The sequence below is a fragment of the Arsenophonus nasoniae genome (assembly GCF_004768525.1).
Taxonomy (GTDB): domain Bacteria; phylum Pseudomonadota; class Gammaproteobacteria; order Enterobacterales; family Enterobacteriaceae; genus Arsenophonus; species Arsenophonus nasoniae.
This window is the reverse complement of record NZ_CP038613.1, coordinates 1818550-1834691: the sequence shown is the minus strand read 5'-3', so window position 1 is coordinate 1834691 and position 16142 is coordinate 1818550. Positions and strand designations below refer to the sequence as shown.

12 protein-coding genes and 5 pseudogenes are annotated in these 16142 nt (G+C 35.8%); 10 read left to right on the top strand and 7 right to left on the bottom strand.

The genetic code is table 11. From position 1 onward, the window contains the following. Positions 1-36 precede the first annotated feature (36 nt). Positions 37-1212: a mannose-6-phosphate isomerase gene (gene manA, locus ArsFIN_RS09105; protein ID WP_026822012.1), complete on the bottom strand. Its 1176-nt coding sequence runs from the start codon at positions 1210-1212 to the stop codon at positions 37-39. Positions 1213-1380: 168 nt separating this feature from the next. On the opposite strand from manA, the gene fumC reads away from it, so the two are divergent. After that, on the top strand, positions 1381-2778 hold the full coding sequence (fumC, locus tag ArsFIN_RS09100) for a class II fumarate hydratase (RefSeq protein WP_026822013.1): 1398 nt from the start codon (positions 1381-1383) through the stop codon (positions 2776-2778). A 46-nt stretch (positions 2779-2824) separates the two neighbouring features. On the opposite strand, the gene tus is transcribed toward fumC, so the two are convergent. Continuing rightward, entirely contained in the window at positions 2825-3745 is a 921-nt protein-coding gene (tus, locus tag ArsFIN_RS09095) for a DNA replication terminus site-binding protein (RefSeq protein WP_034249274.1), read from the bottom strand. Between the two features lie 340 nt (positions 3746-4085). Here tus and ArsFIN_RS09090 point away from each other — a divergent pair, with 340 nt between their 5' ends. From ArsFIN_RS09090 to ArsFIN_RS09075, 4 genes and pseudogenes are all read left to right on the top strand, one after another. After that, positions 4086-4292, top strand: a complete 207-nt coding sequence (locus ArsFIN_RS09090; RefSeq protein ID WP_135677654.1) for a hypothetical protein — start codon at positions 4086-4088, stop codon at positions 4290-4292. 59 nt (positions 4293-4351) lie between these two features. Continuing rightward, a complete protein-coding gene (locus ArsFIN_RS09085) occupies positions 4352-4810 on the top strand; it encodes a hypothetical protein (protein ID WP_210409078.1) in 459 nt (152 codons plus the stop codon). A gap of 9 nt (positions 4811-4819) precedes the next feature. Next, positions 4820-6021 (top strand): annotated as a pseudogene (locus ArsFIN_RS09080) (IS91 family transposase). Positions 6022-6145: 124 nt separating this feature from the next. After that, positions 6146-7219: a PhoPQ-activated protein PqaA family protein gene (locus tag ArsFIN_RS09075; RefSeq protein WP_167876678.1), complete on the top strand. Its 1074-nt coding sequence runs from the start codon at positions 6146-6148 to the stop codon at positions 7217-7219. On the opposite strand, the gene istB is transcribed toward ArsFIN_RS09075, so the two are convergent. After that, the gene (istB, locus tag ArsFIN_RS09070) at positions 7119-7880 is read right to left on the bottom strand and encodes an IS21-like element helper ATPase IstB (protein ID WP_135677652.1); all 762 of its coding nucleotides are present in this window, start codon (positions 7878-7880) and stop codon (positions 7119-7121) included. The two genes, ArsFIN_RS09075 and istB, sit on opposite strands and share 101 nt — an antisense overlap. Then, positions 7867-8907 carry an IS21 family transposase gene (istA, locus tag ArsFIN_RS09065; RefSeq protein ID WP_135677651.1) on the bottom strand — a complete coding sequence of 347 codons (1041 nt, stop codon included), beginning with the start codon at positions 8905-8907 and terminating at the stop codon, positions 7867-7869. The genes istB and istA overlap by 14 nt, the downstream gene beginning before the upstream one ends. Before the next feature lie 128 nt (positions 8908-9035). Between istA and ArsFIN_RS28805 the strand changes: the two are divergent. Next, positions 9036-9080, top strand: a pseudogene (locus tag ArsFIN_RS28805) (hypothetical protein); the annotation flags it as partial. 81 nt (positions 9081-9161) lie between these two features. After that, positions 9162-9374, top strand: a complete 213-nt coding sequence (locus tag ArsFIN_RS28800; RefSeq protein ID WP_407062046.1) for a hypothetical protein — start codon at positions 9162-9164, stop codon at positions 9372-9374. A 90-nt stretch (positions 9375-9464) separates the two neighbouring features. Here ArsFIN_RS28800 and ArsFIN_RS09055 read toward each other — a convergent pair whose 3' ends face one another. Beyond that, positions 9465-10697, bottom strand: a complete 1233-nt coding sequence (locus ArsFIN_RS09055) for an MFS transporter (protein WP_026823855.1) — start codon at positions 10695-10697, stop codon at positions 9465-9467. 530 nt (positions 10698-11227) lie between these two features. Between ArsFIN_RS09055 and ArsFIN_RS09050 the strand changes: the two are divergent. After that, a pseudogene (locus ArsFIN_RS09050) lies at positions 11228-11779 on the top strand (anion permease); the annotation flags it as partial. On the opposite strand, the pseudogene ArsFIN_RS09045 reads toward ArsFIN_RS09050, so the two are convergent. Next, positions 11757-11888 (bottom strand): annotated as a pseudogene (locus ArsFIN_RS09045) (SDR family NAD(P)-dependent oxidoreductase); the annotation flags it as partial. The pseudogenes ArsFIN_RS09050 and ArsFIN_RS09045 overlap by 23 nt on opposite strands. Before the next feature lie 269 nt (positions 11889-12157). Between ArsFIN_RS09045 and ArsFIN_RS09040 the strand changes: the two are divergent. Further along, positions 12158-12865: a CDP-diacylglycerol diphosphatase gene (locus ArsFIN_RS09040; protein ID WP_051297155.1), complete on the top strand. Its 708-nt coding sequence runs from the start codon at positions 12158-12160 to the stop codon at positions 12863-12865. 473 nt (positions 12866-13338) lie between these two features. After that, positions 13339-13974, top strand: a complete 636-nt coding sequence (locus ArsFIN_RS09035) for a bactofilin family protein (protein ID WP_081700709.1) — start codon at positions 13339-13341, stop codon at positions 13972-13974. A 1115-nt stretch (positions 13975-15089) separates the two neighbouring features. On the opposite strand, the pseudogene ArsFIN_RS09020 reads toward ArsFIN_RS09035, so the two are convergent. Then, positions 15090-16121 (bottom strand): annotated as a pseudogene (locus ArsFIN_RS09020) (IS481 family transposase). Positions 16122-16142: the final 21 nt, after the last annotated feature.

Here is a 16142-nt window from a genome sequence, read left to right as displayed (position 1 = left end):
ATATTATATACAGCTTTGCATGTATTTTAATTTTTGCTAATAATTAAAAACTCTGGCCAGTTTACCTTTTCCATTAAGCATAATTTGTCTTTCGGATGCGGATATAAATATAGATTCACCAGCTAGAATTTCGGTAGTTTGCTTTTCTGAGGTGATAGATATCTTACCTTCAACACAAAATAAAATTGTTGCTGAACTGTTCTCTATTGTAGTCAATTGATTGTCAATGAGATATAAAGAAAAAGCAAAATCATCGACTGGAATGGGATAACAACATTCATTATTGTGTATATTCGGTTGTAATAATAATGTGTTGCAGGGTTTGGCAATGAAATCTATATTAGCCAGTAATTCAGCAATATCAATATGCTTATTCGTTAATCCCGCACGTAGTACATTGTCAGAATTAGCCATCACTTCTAATCCAACGCCCTCAATATAGGCATGCGGCGTTCTGGCATAAAGAAACATCGCTTCACCAGGTTGTAATTCAATAATGTTCAGTAACAATGGTGCAAATAATCCATTATCGTCAGGGTGTAGTGTCAGTATTTTTTTGATTGTGTGCCATGGCTCCCCTTGTTTTTGTTGTACAACAGATTTTAAGGCGGTAAGTAGCGGTTGTTTTTCGCTTATTGTTAGGCTTAATAAATGGCTAAAAAGTTGTGCTAGTTGAGTTTCTGATGGTGTTTTTAAAAAAAGTTGAATAATTGGTGAAGCTACTGCAATTGGTATCAATAAATTAGCGATTTCTTTTAAAGGGCGAAATGAATTTAGCGCTTTAAAGGGCGTTAAAGCATAAATTAATTCAGGTTTATGATTGTCATCTTTATAATTACGATTTGGACTATCAAGGGCAATCCCCGCAGCGTTTTCACGCCTAAACCCCGCTTCGGCAGCAATTTTATCTGGGTGTACTTGGATTGAAAGCGGCTGAGCTGCGCAGAGTACTTTAAATAGAAAAGGTAATTGATGAAATTTTTGCGCAATTTTTTCACCGAGGTAATATGTTGGATCGGTTGTAATTAGTTTATCTAACGATATTTTTTGCTGATTATTAATATCTTCGACAATCGAGCTGGCCTTAGGATGCGCCCCCATCCATAATTCAGCCATCGGTAAATGCTGAGGATTTTTGATATGGTAAAGCTTAGTTAGGGCATCTTTACTTCCCCAGTCATAGTGTTGAATTTTATTGATCATTTTAAACATATAATACTGCTCTTAGTTGATAAAAATTTATTTTTAACTGTAATGCAATAAACTCGCTTATCTCTCACATTTTAAATTAAAAATAGTGCATGATCTCCAGTACAATTAGTTTATCTGCAATGATGGATTATGCATATCCAATTATTTTATGCTAAGGAGATAACAATAATGTCAGAATATCGCATTGAAAAAGACTCAATGGGGGAAATTAAAGTCCCAGCAGATAGGCTATGGGGCGCACAAACTCAACGTTCGCTGGAGCATTTTCGTATCTCAGTGGAAAAAATGCCAGTTGCCTTGATCCATGCATTGGCATTAACTAAAAAAGCAGCAGCTGAAGCAAATACCGATTTAGGTTTGATAACAAAGGATAAAGCTAATGCTATTATCGCCGCTGCTGATGAAGTCTTAGCGAATAAGCATATGGCTGAATTCCCATTAGCCATCTGGCAGACTGGCTCTGGTACGCAAACTAATATGAATATAAATGAAGTCTTAGCGAACAGAGCGAGTGAAATTTTAGGTGGAAAAAGAGGTCAGCAACGTTTAATTCACCCAAATGATGACGTAAACAAAAGCCAGAGTTCTAATGATGTATTTCCAACGGCAATGCATGTGGCCGCAGTTATTGCTTTATACCAACATCTGTTACCTAAATTAAAAGAACTACAGACTACTTTTGAGCAAAAATCTGCCGCTTTTCATGATATTGTCAAAATTGGCCGTACACATCTTCAAGATGCAACACCTTTAACTTTAGGCCAAGAAATATCGGGCTGGTCAGCCATGCTAGCTCATAATATTCGCCATATCGAAGAAAGTATTCCTCACCTTTGCGAACTCGCCTTGGGTGGAACTGCGGTTGGTACAGGTTTAAATACCCATCCTGAATATGCGGTTAAAGTTGCCAGTAAAATTGCAGCATTGTCTGGTCTGCCGTTTGTCACTTCGCCTAATAAATTTGAAGCTTTAGCGACTTGTGATGCTTTAGTGCATGCCCATGGCGCTTTAAAAGGTTTAGCAGCTTCATTAATGAAAATCGCTAATGATGTAAGATGGTTAGCATCAGGTCCTCGTTGTGGTATTGGCGAAATTATGATCCCTGAAAATGAGCCGGGTAGTTCGATAATGCCAGGAAAAGTTAATCCGACCCAGTGTGAAGCATTAACTATGCTTTGTGCGCAAGTTATGGGTAATGATGTAGCTATTAATATTGGTGGCGCATCAGGTAATTTTGAACTTAATGTCTTTCGACCCATGATTATTGATAATTTTTTACAATCAGTGCGTTTATTAGCGGATGGCATGCTGAGTTTCAATGATCATTGTGCTAAGGGGATTGAGCCTAATCGTCAGCGTATAGACAAATTATTACACGAATCCTTAATGCTAGTTACTGCACTAAATACCCATATTGGTTATGATAAAGCCGCTGAAATCGCCAAAAAAGCACATAAAGAAGGATTAACCCTTAAGCAAGCGGCATTAAAACTTGCTTATTTAACGGCAGAAGAGTTTGATAGTTGGGTGCGGCCTGAAAATATGGTAGGTAGTATGAAAAAGTAGTTTTATTCTTTAGAAAGAAACCGAGCTATTATCTCGGTTTCCTTATTTAAATCTCTTGATAAAGATGTAATCGAGCAATAATTAATTTTAGTTTTTTATTTTTTGGTTTATGTTTTATTTTTATATTATTAATATCATAGTCAGAAAGTGTACCTAATTTTGTCAAATGTTTTGTATCACAACTGAACGATAAAAGTGGAAGAGGGCAAGCATATTGCACTTGTCGTTTTTCATTTGCGTACCAAACTCTGGCTATTGGCTGAACTTTTACCGGACGTTGTATTTTTAATATGGCATCATTTGGAATGCTATTTATGTCTTGGATCTCTTTTTCAACTAAATAACGCCATTGTTGCTTGGTATATGCCGACATTGCTTTTTCAGATCGATAGTTTTTATGTAGTCGTTCAAGTATTTGCGCTTTTGTCACTTTATTAACAATCTTTTTATTAGCCCAGCCAAAATTTATACTATCGGGTGAGTCGACATAATTTATTTTACGATAGGCATTAAGGGTAATTAATCCATGCAATTGTTGGTGAATAAATTCAAAGCGTTGTTCTTTTTTTATCCCTGATTCACAAGTAACAATATCTTTTAATTTTGTTTTTAACTTATTAATTGTTTCCAATTGTCGTTTTATAACTGAATAACGTTGTGCTGAAAGATGAAAACATAACGCTCCAGGTAGCCTGATTGCGGTTTTATTACTAATGTGATACGGATTATCATGAATAAATAATCTATTATAGTTTGCCAATGCTAAGTCTAAAGCTGTATCTCCTGTCAAAGTGGTAATTGTTATTTGATTAATATCATTATTTTCATCTCCTTTCTTGGTTTCAGGTAATTTAAATACAATGGCAGAGGTTAAAGATAAACTATTAAGTTCGGTTAAAAAATCAGCTAATCGAACTTTCAATAAATCAAAACATTTTGATAATTTATATCTTGCATCATATTTCATATTAAACATCTTAATTTAGTTACAACATACTATTTATTATAATCCAAAAATACCTAACCTACTAAGAAAATTGTAAAATTTCTACAGATAACACAACAAACTATTATGAGCAAGATCTCTATGTGTGCAGTTCAAGGAATCAAAACAAATTTACTAAGGGCTAGGGTAGGTATAAAAACAAATCAAAAGGTAGGATTTGTCTTAGCTCACATATTTGGTTTAATACTGACCATCAATTAACAAAGTAGTACATCTCGTAATCAAAAGGTAATTAATGAAACTTATTAACTTATTTTTTACTCTTTTCGCTTGTTTTTGTACTAAAAGTTATGCCTCAATTATGAAACATTCGACATCACATGAAAGTGTTTTTCAGCTTTCAAATATTATTATCTATTATCAGCAACTGTTAGCCACCAATCCGATAAAATATTCTATATATGGTCGGGATAAAATAGACGATGTAGAACTTATAAAATACAAAATGGCATCTGAACGTAGCACGCTACGCGTGAGCGGCGCAGCGGTGCTGCTTCGGGGATGTTAATGAGTTGAGTACTGTTTTATACTCTGCAGTAGGTTAATTTTTTTCAGGGATTCATCTCGATGGCTCGCAATAAATCTCCCAGAAAGCGTAAACCGGTTAAATCAGGCAGGCTGCCCGTCACTTCACGTGCCACAGCGCCTGTTTATCCGAAACGTTTTATGATCTCTCTCCCACCCGAAAATGATGATGACAGACCGCCTGAATTTTTTTATGACACCCTAAAAGAAGCCATACGCCACTGCGTCCGACTCGGCCCCCAATTTTTTCTCGACACGCAGTATTACCCGCCGCTAGTCACGATTATCAGGGGTTTTGAACAACGCCAAGACCAAGCTGATGACGCTGGATACGACTACACTGAGGGGGGAATAACTGAAAGTCTGCCTGCCGATGAATTCATCACCTATACGGAGCTAGGAATAATCCCTGTTTCCTTTGAACCCTGGGATAAACACACCGATAACTGGGCTGACGAATCTGACAATTTCTGTTTCTTTGGCAAGATGCCCATAAGGTAATTGAGTCAGATGTATATCCCTCGTCCTGCTAAACTACTTTTCACCATTGATGACGGTTGGAATAAATTCCTCGAAAAATACGGCGATAGCGTTAGTTCGTGGACGAGTTTATCTGTGGAGCGCATGCTTGCCTGCGGCACTTGTGCCATGGGTGTCCGGCGCTATTGTTGCGCTTCGTCTGATTGTTCTCACAGCCGTTTTTTCTGCCAAAGCTGTAAGTCAAAAGCCTGCAGTTCATGTGGCTTTAAAGCCACCGAGCAGTGGTTAGCACAGCAGGTTCATATTTTACCCGACTGCGACTGGCAACACATTACTTTCACCATGCCACATCTCCTTTGGCCTTTTTTTAACAATAACTGGCCGCTACTTAATGCTCTGTTTCGGGCAGCCACTCGAGCTATGCTGCAGTTGGCTCGCAAACAGGGTATCGAAATTGGTATTTTCTGTGCCTTGCATACTTATGGCCGGCAACTCAATCAACATCCGCATGTTCATGTTTCCGTCACTCGAGGGGGTTTGGATAGTAAACATAGTGTATGGCGAAAGCTGTTTTCAAAAAAAAGGATGTCGAAGAAATCTGGCGAGGGGCTGTTATCCGACTACTGCGTCACAGTTATGATTTAATTAACCCTGGCCTTCTTCCCGGTCTTGGCCATATCCGTGACAAAAAACATTGGCGGCGTTACTTGAGGGCGCAGTACGGACGTTATTGGAAAGTGCACTTTGCTAAAAAAACGAAAGGGGCATGGCATAGTGTTAAGTACCTCGGTCGCTACCTTAAACGCCCACCGGTATCTGCGTCAAAACTGCGGCATTACCGAGGGGGTTCCGTTGTTCATCACTACCATGACCACCGAACTGGCCAGCATCGGCAGCAGACTCTGCCGCAGGAAGAGATGATTAGACGCTATATAAGCCATATTCCGGCCAGGCATTTTAAAATGGTGCGTTACTCTGGTTTTTTGTCGAATCGTAAACGGGGAAAACTATTGCCGAAAGTGTATAAGGCACTTGAGATGACGGCACGTAAAAAACCGGAGAACCCAGGTTTTTCTGTGCTGATGAAAGGATTTCTGCGTACCGATCCGTACAAATGTATTCTGTGTGGCGACAGGCTGCTTTTCACCGGGGCGCAAATGGGTAAAAAAGCAACGGAATTGTTGTCAGAAAGACTGCATAACCTGGAGAAAAAGCGATGGTTACGCAGCTAAACGCAGGATCAATGTGTCTAAAATAAGGAAATCAGGTTAGAAATTACACTCTCTGAGGAAATGTTAACTGGCACTAAACACAATAAATCGATCCCCATCTCCTTTTTGCAATAAGGGATGGCTTTTGCTACTCACTTTAAAAGCGATTCAATTTCCTAACCATCAAGTATGGTCACCCGAAAAATTAGTTCCTCCGCAAACTTGGTTTCATAATCTTGATATATATATTCCGACAATACCAAAGCCTAAATATGCTCTTATTATAATAAATAGTAGGGGAAGGTATAATTACAAGGATTTTTTGCCAGATTTCAATAAAGAAATGCTTCTCGATATTGCAAAAAAAACTAATACTATCGTTATTTCAATTAATAATATCGTCAATAGCTATGTTTTATCGAATGATGATAATAAATTTCTCAATGAAAATGATCAACAATATGATCTTATTGCCCGTAATTGGGCGCTATTTATGAATAATCCTGAGAGGAGAGTATTACCATTAGATATACCTATGACTGCCGTTGTTTCACAGACTATTCGATTTACTAAACAAGAATTAAAAAAATGGAATATCAATAAATTTATTGTATCAGGCGTATCAGCTCGAGGATGTACGGCATGGTTAGCTGCTATTGCCAATCCCGATATAGCTGCCATCGTTCCTTTTGCTAATGATGGCCTTAATACTAATAAAATGCTAAAACATGTATATCGGAGTTATGGTAAAAATTGGCCATTCGCATTTCTTCCTTTTTATAATCAAAAAATTGATCAAATGATTGGCTCATTTCATTTTTTAAAGCTAATGCAAATAGTTGATCCTCTACAATATCTTAATTCCGATCATCAAAACCGACTCAGCATACCCAAATATATTATTAATGCGAGCAGTGATGACTTTTATACCCCAGATAATTCTCGTTTTTATTACGATAAATTGCCAGGCACCAAATCATTAAGGATCATTCCCAATACCAATCATATTAATATATTAGCTTTTACCGTACCCTCTTTAATATCATTTATTGTCAACGATCACCGAAAACTGATCCACTTTTTATCTAAATCCGATCAATCAAAATTGATCCACTGTTTTACTCAGTTATTGCTCCTGAGCGCCGCTTATCTTTCAATCGGTAGCTTTCACCGCTTAATTGCAGTACATGCGAATGATGAAGTAAACGATCAAGCATAGCGGCAGTTAATGTTGCGTCATCAGCAAAAGCACTTGGCCATTGCCCAAATGATAGGTTACTCGTCAATATGACACTGCCATGCTCATAACGCTTGGCAATCACATTGAAAAACAGGTTTGCTTCTTCTCGCCCAAACGGCAGGTATCCAATCTCATCGATAATCAACAACTTCGGGGCCATCACCGAACGTGATAGATATTGTTTGAGCTTATTTTGTCGTTTGGCAGTTGAGAGTTGCAACATCAGTTCAGCTGCCGTGGTAAAGCGGGTTTTCTTCTTGGCCTGTACTGCTTTTAATCCTAACCCAATAGCTAAATGCGTTTTGCCTACACCGCTTGGGCCAAGCAACACGACATTTTCATTACGTTCAATAAACGTTAATGCGCTTAATTCCTGTATGTGTTGTTTGGGGATCCCCGTTGCAAACTTAAAATCGAACGTATTAAGTTCTTCATGTGCTGGGAATCCTGCCATCCGACTCAAAAGATTACGAGTTCGTTCATCTCGTTGTTGTTGCTCACATTTTAACAGGGACAGTAAAAACTCTCCGTAGCTTTTGTCTTGGGCAATGCATTTTTCGGCAAGTGATGACCAATGAGTCGGAATAGAATTTAATTTCAATGACTCACACAGGTGTTCAATTTGTTCATGCAATAACATGTTCACCTCCCAGTAATGCTTCGTATACGCTGATTGAGTGTTGCAAACTGACAGATTCAAGGGGCGGTACGATAGGGATATTAAGCGTATTAGTCTGTGGGATAGATTGGCAAACCCTTGCTGGTAAGGGTAGAAGAGACTTAACTTCCTTAGCTAATCTATCTGCTGGCTTCTCTAACGTTGTTCCATGAATTCGCTGATGGGCAACGCGTTGTAACCATGGACCCACTTTTGCATTAGCTATTTCAATATCCAGTTCAAGATTATGAGCACGAAGGTCGGTGTTTAATGGCACGATAAAGCTGTTTTTTAAATAGTGGTTAAAGCGCTCTACTTTCCCTTTCGTTTTTGCCCTGTAGGGCTTGCAAGCCTTCAATTTAAACCCGTAATCTTTCGACATTTGAAGCATTTCGACATGTAATTTATGCTCACCTTCTGCATAAGCATCCCGTTCGATGATGAGGGATTTTGCGTTATCACACAATACTTCCTGTGGTACACCACCAAAGTAGTCGAAAGCTTCTCTTAAACCTTGCTGCCACGATTCTGCTCGTTCATTATCAAAGAACTTTACATAACTCGCACGCGAATAGCCTAGCGTTGCAACAAACGCTTTCAGCGATTTTTTACCTCGCCGGATGCTGGTGAAGTCGATTTGCATTTGTTGACCTGGCTGTGTTTCAAAACGGACGACTACTTCGGGAACAATGCTTGGTTTAAATTGACAAACAAATCGGCGTAATTGAGCAATACCACCTTGATAGCCGTTTTCAACTACCTCATCAAATAAGACTGTTGCAGGGATCCAATCAGGTTTAGCCAGTTCAATTCGCTGAAGCAAATAAGGTTTAAAGGGGGATAATTTAGTCGGTTGTTGACTTCTTTTAGCATAAGTTGGCATTGTCTGTTGTTGTAAATGATGTTTTACGGTGTTACGGGATATACCCAACTCACTGGCAATTTTTCGAAGGCTTTGTCCTTGTGCAAAGCGAACATGAATATCCACAAATATCTCCTTGGTTAACATAAATTATCCGTACAAAAATGTGCGAATAATACCAAGTGGATCAGTTTTAGATGATCGTTAGTGGATCAGTTTTGCATGATCGGTGACAATTTATTAATCGCTTAAATAGAAATGTACCATTACCAAAATTGAGCACCTGTATTAATAAAAATAAACTTACTGTTCACTTCTCAGAAAAACCTGTCAAAATTACCCGCTGGATTGCAAAAAATTCCGTTGCAAGAGATTTTCGTTACTCATGCGGTATAAGGTATTTGCCATCATCAATCAAAATTGGCAAAGGTGAAAATATAACTGTTGCTATGAATTCTAAAATAATGGGTTGGCAAGCAACTTATATTGAAGCTATTTTTAGTGACGGTTATGTTGCTACAACAGAAGTATATATTACACCCGATGAAAAATTTCCAATAACTGCGCCGCCAGCAAAAAACTCAAGTTGCCAAACATTGCCAGGGCGAATATAGCAATGGATATTAAAGTTAATTAATACAGATTTAGATAAATCAAAGTCTTAATTAAAGTATAGAGTTTTGTATTTAATTAAGACCCACAATTTATATTTTCCTTAATTTGATGCTAATAATTAATCCAAGCGAAGTTAAAAATATAATAAAACCAATAATTCCATTCCATTTCCAATGACTCCAAAATACACCGCCTAAAGTGCCGGCTATACTGGAACCACCATAGTAGCTGAACAAATACCATGATGATGCTTGGGCTTTAGCTCGCTTTGAACGTTTTCCAATCCAGCTACTGACAATAGCATGAGCTGCAAAAAATCCTACCGTTAATATCACCATTCCTAATATAATAATTGCGATGGGGGAAAAAAAAGTAATTGTGATACCAATAAACATTAAACAAATAGCAATAAATAAAATATCTGCATAGTTATATTTTAAGGCTAGAAATCCTGCTTTAGACGCGCTATAGGTACCGGCTAAAAAGATGAAAGATAATAATCCAATCATAGTTTGACTAAAATTATAAGGAGCTTCCAATAATCGATAACCTATATAATTATAGAGAGTTATAAAACTTCCCATAATGATAAAACCAATTATAAATAAAAAAAGTAATCCCTTATCTCTAAGGTGGACTCTAAAATTAACCAATAAGAAACGTGGACGAACTGACGATGCTCTAAAATGTTGTGAAGGCGGTAATAAACGCCAAAAAATAATGGCGGCAATAAAGGTAAATAAACTAAATACAATTGTTGCTATCCGCCAAGAAAAATGATCGGTTAGAATACCGGTAATCAAGCGCCCACTCATACCACCTATAGAGTTACCACTGATATATAAGCCCATAGAAAGTGCTAAGTAATTGGGATGAATTTCTTCACTGAGGTAAGTCATAGCAACTGCCGCAACACCACTTAAAGCAAGACCAACCAATGCTCTAGTTAATAAAATACCATTCCAACTTTGCATAAAGGCACTAATAAAGGTAATAATAGCCGCACTTAGTAAAGCGAGCACCATGATATTTTTGCGGCCTACCGCATCGGAAAGGGGACCAGTAACAAGCAATCCAAGCGCGAGTAGGCCTGTACACAATGAAAGGGACATACTAGATTGGGCGGGTGTTATTTTAAACTCACTTGATAAAATGGGCAGTATTGGTTGTACAAAATAGAGTAACGCAAAAGTTGATAATCCCACCATAAAAAATGACAAAGTAACACGTATATAAAGAGCATCACGATATTTTATATGATGCTGAAAATTATCTTTTGGGCAACTGTCATTCTCTTTGTTGTCTTGTTGAGATTTTTTCATCTAATACCTGATAATTATTCACTAATAATTGATACCAGAATAAATAAAATGACATATTTTGTCCAATATATAATTTGAATAAGCTTATTAAAAATAGCAACATAAATATAAAAAGTTAGCATTATTTAAATTAATGAAATTTTAATTAAAATAAGTGACAAATTTTTTTGTAAATACTATTTTTTCTTCGACTCTTCTATATATTTATTCTATTTATTCTAAATTAATTTCTTTACTCAATAAGTTTGAATAAAATTTAATTAATCATCATAAAATACCCAGATATTTATTCTTATTTCATCATTAAAGAAATTATCTGTTATTAATCAAAGCGATACTAAAACATTTTTTCAAACTTAAGTAAAATTCCCTATATCAATATATTTTTACTTTTCATTAGCATTATCTCTATAAATTTCTCCTTTATTTTTATATTAAAAGATATGCATTAATATATTAACACTCTAAAATTATTACTGCGCTATTATACAATTCATGAAAATAGAACTGAGCAGAAGGAAAGAGCAATTATGGCGAATAAAATAACGAGTCAAGTGAAGTGGCTACCATTAGTAATTATCACTATAATCGCAACATTTTTTTTGTATCAAAACCCACCAACAGGATTAAGTTTTGCTGCCTGGCAGACCGTTATTATTTTTGTAGCAACTATTGCTTCAATTGTTGCTAAAGTATTACCCATCGGAGCAATCGGCCTAATCGGAATGACGATCTTTGCCCTTAGTCACGCTGCCGGAGATGAAAGTGCAAGTGATGCCATTATAACTGCACTAAGTGAGCTTAATAGTAGTTTAATTTGGCTCATTGTAGTTGCTTTTATGATTGCTAGAGGTTTTATTAAAACCGGCTTAGGACGACGAATTGCATTACAAATGATCCGGCTATTAGGTAAAAGAACACTAGGATTGGCTTATGGTCTCGCGGTGGCTGATTTGATTTTATCTCCTGCTATGCCAAGTAACACAGCACGCTGTGGTGGCGTTATTTATCCTATTGCTGATTCATTAGCACGTAGTTTTGATTCCCACCCAGAAAATGAATCTGCTGATGGAGTTTTTTTAACCGCATTTCTCGTCGACCTGTGCCAATAACAATGTGGCCATTAGCAATAAATTTTTTAGTTATTGCTTCACCAAACCCCGCGGTAACACCAGTGACAAAAATTATCATTATTTACCTTCTTTTATTTTTTTGCTTCTAATTAAGTGTAAGTAAAAAATCTCACATGAAAAGAGTCAAGTGATATCTTTAAAGCATGTTAGCTACGTAATAAAGTTATATTCTGTCAAAAAAGAAAAATACTTAGAACATTAAATTAACAAATAGATAGAATAAACTTACACATACCTTATACTAGATGAGCAAAAAAAACGCTGCTAGTAACCAAATCAGCCATTCTAAAATGCTTTTAAGGAAAATTTTTTATAATAGGATTTTTTATGAAAAAAACTATCAAGTTAGTACTCAAGATATTTTTTGCTTTATTTTTATCAATATTAATTTATTTTGCCTATATAAAAATAAATAGTGATAAGTTATGGCAAACCATTAATCAACAATGTATTCCTCAGTTTAAAAATGGCAACTTACAATCGCCATGTATCAAAGTTGACCAACAACACCGATATGTTATCTATAAGGATATAAAGGGACCATTACATGATTTATTATTACCGTTAGATAAAATCTCTGGCATTGAAAGTCCTATTTTGCAACAAAAAAACACAGAAAATTATTTCATGCTAGCATGGCAAAATCGGGATCTATTTATAAAATCAGCGAATAAACCTATTAATGAGCAATTTCTTTCTCTCGCAATAAACTCAAAATATGGTCGCACGCAAGAACAATTACACATTCATTTAGCCTGTTTAAAACCTGAAGTCTATCAAACAATAAAAGAAAATGAGCATACCATAACCGCGAACTGGCAACCCTTAAAAGAAAGAATTAATAGTCATCAATACATAGCCATTAAAGTTCCAGCGTCAGACATAAATAAAATATCACCCTTTAATTATCTAGAAAAATATGTTGCAGAGCAGGGTGATAATATTGCCTATTATGGCTTAGCGATGACACCAAGCACACAAAAAAATGAGTTTAATAACCACAACAAAATAACGCTTATATTATTATCAAAATAGTAACCAATCACGTTTATAATATTAAAAAATTAACTTAAATAATAATTTATAAATTTTCCACTTCAGAATAAAAGTATAAAAATTATAACATAAGTCAATATTTCTAACCGAAGATACATTGCAATATACTAAAGCTAACTAATATAATGAATAATGATTAATTTTGTTGCAATTTAGCTATTTTCTAATAGTCAAAAAAATGCTATTTATTTTCTCTATACGATAACAATCCGTATTTTACATTATGTGAACATAAAAAATGATTTGTTTTAAAAATCAATCTATGTGACATATTAATCAACCATTAACTAACAAAATGTTAAATATTTTAACACAAATATGCGCTTTAAATTAAAGTGAAACGATTAATGACATAAAACTCTTATGGAGATGACAAAAAAATTTTTACTTTACGCATCATAAATTCTGCATTAAATGCTGTGCTAGTTAATTAAAATCCGGTGGAGGACTATGTGCGATTAATCAATGTAGCAATTGTTGCATGGTGCTTTTCTATCATCATGTATTCTACTGGATTTTTTTGGGTTTGCTTTAGCAGTGGATTAGTCTCTAGCCTGCTAATTATCTATTATTTTAGGAGAAAGATTTTGTTTAAGAAACGGAAAATTGAAAGTACAGAAAACAAACAAAGCACAGAAAATAATTTTGAAAACAAAAGTGACAAAAAGACCATTATATGTGCTGAAACTTGTTTCACAGGAGATATTGTCTCAGATGCAGATATACTTATTGATGGTAAATATATCGGCAATATTTTATGTAAACAAAACACAGTTATTGTAACAAAAACTGGCATTGTAACGGGTAGTATATTAGCCAAAAAATCAATTATCGATGGCAAAATTGAAGGTCGTGTTGAATCTAATTTAATCGAAATTCAAAAAAATGGCATGATTGAAGGTGAAATTTATAGTGAAAATCTGTCCATTGAAGACGGTGGATTCTTTATTGGGTTATCAAAAAAAATCACAGTAGATCTGAATAAAAAAATACCTGAACGAAATAATGTGCAAGAACATAAAAAACATCAAAAAATTGATGCTGCCAATACGGTTGCCTTAAAAGAGAAGAAAGAAAAAGTTTCTTAATTTACTTGTAGATTAGAATCACTGGAAACATATTTAATGTTTCCAGTTGTCATATTCCTACAAGGAAGGGTAAAATTAAGGTTAACAATAAGTTAATTTACATAAAAATTTTTAATATCCATGAATATAAATAACTCTAATTATTCAAATTTAAGTCAATCTACTGTCAAAAAAGATGACCGTATTTATAACGATTCAAAGGCAAGACCTGTTGAGATAGCAACCAAATTTAATCGTGTTACTAATAAAGTGGAAGTCTCGCAAAATATCCCGTTGATGACACCCGAGGATAAAATGCATCTTAATCGTATGTTTGATCGCTGTTTTACTAACGTTGAAAAATACGCACATCTAAAAAGATAAATTTAGACAAGCCAAGCGCGACAATTACCGCGTAGCGGTTCGGGGTTCTGGTACCCCCGAACTTTACCCCAATTCATAGGGGAGATTTCCTTTGTATATCATATAAAACTCCTCATCAGGTAAAGCGAGTCAGGCTTGAAAACTATAACCAGGACATTCCTAAACCAAGACATTCCTAATGAGCCACAAATAGACATTAGCATTGAGCCTCTACAACAAATATTCGCATAATGTACAACGTTATGTTACAAAAGGGTTCTTGCCCATTTCGGCAAAATTTCGCCTGTCGGAATGGGCGAGGTTCGTCTTTAACATAGAGTGTATTGTGCGATCCTGAAAATTAATAGTAGTCATTATTTCGTTTGTTTTGATAGTAAATTATTCCATACCCTATGCTATTTATTGCTAGAAAAATAATGAACTGCCAGAATGCAGTTCCGTACCATTCAGGCTCTATCTTAATGGGAAAATTGTCTCGAATCCCTGCTTTATAGTCGAGTATAGGGAAAAAGCTACACCATAGTAGACTGAGCATAAGTGGGGTTGTTAATTTTATTACGTTGAAATTTGAACGGAAGTACCAAATAATAAAGCTGATTAGTGCGATCCATATGACAATTTTGATGCCTGTATTAATTGCGATGTCAAGAGGAATTTCAAAAATCTTCTTGATCCAGACAGCAAATCCTATAAGTTGTAGTAGCTCAGACTAGATCTGACAGTTACCAGTTATTTATACAGTATCTGTCAGGCTAAATTTGATTTAAATCTTTTTCTCTCCAAATTTGTTTTCCATCGTGTAAAGTTGCCATGGGTGTTCGACCGCAACACATTTTTCCTTGATGAGTACGCTGGTTATTGTATTCCTCTAACCATTTATCTAAATCAGTTTGTAATTCCTCTAAATTACCGTAGATTTTCTACGAAAAACCACCCGGTAGAACTCTTGTAATACGGTTTTATGAAAACGTTCACAAATTCCATTAGTTTGAGGCGAGCGTGCCTTGGTTTTTGTGTGATCAATATCGTTGATAGCCAGATAAAGTTGATAATCGTGATGCTCAACTTTACCACAATATTCACTACCTCTGTCCGTCAGTATACGTAATATCGGTAATCCATGTTGGGCATAAAAAGGCAGAACCTTGTCATTTAATAAATCCGCAGCAGTTATCGAACTTTTCGTTGTGTAAAGTTTACAATGAACGACTTTGCAGTAAGTATCAATATAAGTTTGTTGGTAGATACGACCAACACCTTTAAATGACCAACATAAAAGTGTCCTGCGACCCCAGGTAACCCGGATGTGCTGTTTCAATCTCACCACTGGCTTCATCATCCTGTGCTTTTCTAACGCGGTGATTTGTGATTCTGACAGAATAATCCCTTCCGTCGCTATTTTATCTTCAAGCGCTTTCAGACGTTTTTTAAAATTTTCTAGATTATGACGTAGCCAAACAGAACGAACGCCACTACCAGAAACAAAATGCTTTTTTTCTTAGTTCATTACTACTACGATGTTGTCCGTGGGCAGGGTATTCAATCGCATACTGAACCACCGCGTTTTCAATCTGTTCATCTACTCTGTTTTTTACGTTAGGTACCCGTCGATTTTGATTAATTAAGGCGTCTATCCCCCCATCGTCAACAAGTTCCTGATAGCGATAAAAAGTATCTCTGGATACCCCCATAATCTTACAGGCTTTTGATACGTTATGAAGCTCTTCAGCAAGATTAAGTAAGCCGACTTTATGTTTGATGATAGGATTATTTGTTTGATACATAAAATTACCTTTTATTTAATT

Excerpts from the sequence above, each read along its gene's own strand:
- ArsFIN_RS09085 (WP_210409078.1), top strand. The coding sequence starts at position 4,352 with ATGGCTCGCAATAAATCTCCCAGAAAGCGTAAACCGGTTAAATCAGGC.
- fumC (WP_026822013.1), top strand. The coding sequence starts at position 1,381 with ATGTCAGAATATCGCATTGAAAAAGACTCAATGGGGGAAATTAAAGTC.
- istA (WP_135677651.1), bottom strand. The coding sequence starts at position 8,907 with ATGTTAACCAAGGAGATATTTGTGGATATTCATGTTCGCTTTGCACAA.
- tus (WP_034249274.1), bottom strand. The coding sequence starts at position 3,745 with ATGAAATATGATGCAAGATATAAATTATCAAAATGTTTTGATTTATTG.
- manA (WP_026822012.1), bottom strand. The coding sequence starts at position 1,212 with ATGTTTAAAATGATCAATAAAATTCAACACTATGACTGGGGAAGTAAA.
- ArsFIN_RS09090 (WP_135677654.1), top strand. The coding sequence starts at position 4,086 with ATGAAACATTCGACATCACATGAAAGTGTTTTTCAGCTTTCAAATATT.
- ArsFIN_RS09040 (WP_051297155.1), top strand. The coding sequence starts at position 12,158 with ATGAAAAAAACTATCAAGTTAGTACTCAAGATATTTTTTGCTTTATTT.
- istB (WP_135677652.1), bottom strand. The coding sequence starts at position 7,880 with ATGTTATTGCATGAACAAATTGAACACCTGTGTGAGTCATTGAAATTA.
- ArsFIN_RS09055 (WP_026823855.1), bottom strand. The coding sequence starts at position 10,697 with ATGAAAAAATCTCAACAAGACAACAAAGAGAATGACAGTTGCCCAAAA.